Origin of the sequence: Sphingomonas sp. S2M10, assembly GCF_012650175.1 — a bacterium.
In the GTDB taxonomy this organism is placed as follows: Bacteria; Pseudomonadota; Alphaproteobacteria; order Sphingomonadales; family Sphingomonadaceae; genus Sphingomonas.
Genome location: NZ_JAAILI010000039.1, coordinates 1 through 922, shown reverse-complemented (window position 1 = coordinate 922; position 922 = coordinate 1). Strand labels below are relative to the sequence as shown.

General features: G+C 57.3%; 2 tRNA genes and 1 rRNA gene. All 3 read right to left on the bottom strand.

From position 1 onward, the window contains the following. Positions 1 to 334: 334 nt before the first annotated feature. Positions 335 to 410: transfer RNA gene (locus S2M10_RS09115), tRNA-Ala, on the bottom strand. A gap of 55 nt (positions 411 to 465) precedes the next feature. Next, positions 466 to 542, bottom strand: a tRNA-Ile gene (locus S2M10_RS09110). Between the two features lie 263 nt (positions 543 to 805). Next, positions 806 to 922: ribosomal RNA gene (locus tag S2M10_RS09105) — 16S ribosomal RNA — on the bottom strand; the annotation flags it as partial.

Sequence of the window (922 nt, the reverse complement as noted above, 5' to 3'; positions counted from 1 at the left end):
ATGCCCTTACCTCACGCTTGAGAGTCCACACCACCAACGACAACGCTGGGCGCTTGCTATCAGCAAACACCAACTCGGCAGAGCAGCGCTGTGCGGCATATCGGTGTGGATGAAAATCTCAGCCTTTAATTGGACGATCGTTGCCTAGTCTCACGACTAAACCAACGCCGTCACGGCATCGATTTGAAAAACCCATTCACAATGTCAAAAAGCTCGCTCTCCCTTGGGGGAGCAGGACCGCTGCCGTAGCAGCGGATCTCGTGTCTTCATCTCTGGATAACGCTAAAGCGCATGTCGCTTCCGGAGAACGCGCAACGCGCGTCTCGACGAAAGCTGGTGGAGCCTATCGGGATCGAACCGATGACCTGATGCTTGCAAAGCAACCGCTCTCCCAGCTGAGCTAAGGCCCCTGAAAAGTTCAGCCTTTCGTTCTTCCGCAGCGAAGCTGCGTTAAAACCAAAGACGTGGTGGGCCGAGCAAGAGTTGAACTTGCGACCTCACGCTTATCAGGCGTGCGCTCTAACCACCTGAGCTACCGGCCCGGTAGCGCTCGCGCACCCGTCAGTCGCAGCGAAGCTGCGCCTTATCGGGCACCCATCAAAGTACTACTTTGATGGGACCCGTGGGCGCGCTCCGCAGCGCTGGCCGAGCTTGGCTGTGTGCAAATCAGCTTGCGCTAATTCGTCTCACAGCCTGCGCTGTATCCAGTGATGAAGGGACATGAGGACGGCGGCGAATGTTCCTTGGAATGGAGGAAGCTCTTCTCACCGGCGAACCGATGAGCGCTTTCCGCCAATATCCTTAGAAAGGAGGTGATCCAGCCGCAGGTTCCCCTACGGCTACCTTGTTACGACTTCACCCCAGTCGCTAAGCCCACCGTGGTCGCCTGCCTCTCTTGCGAGTTAGCGCAACGCCTTCGGGT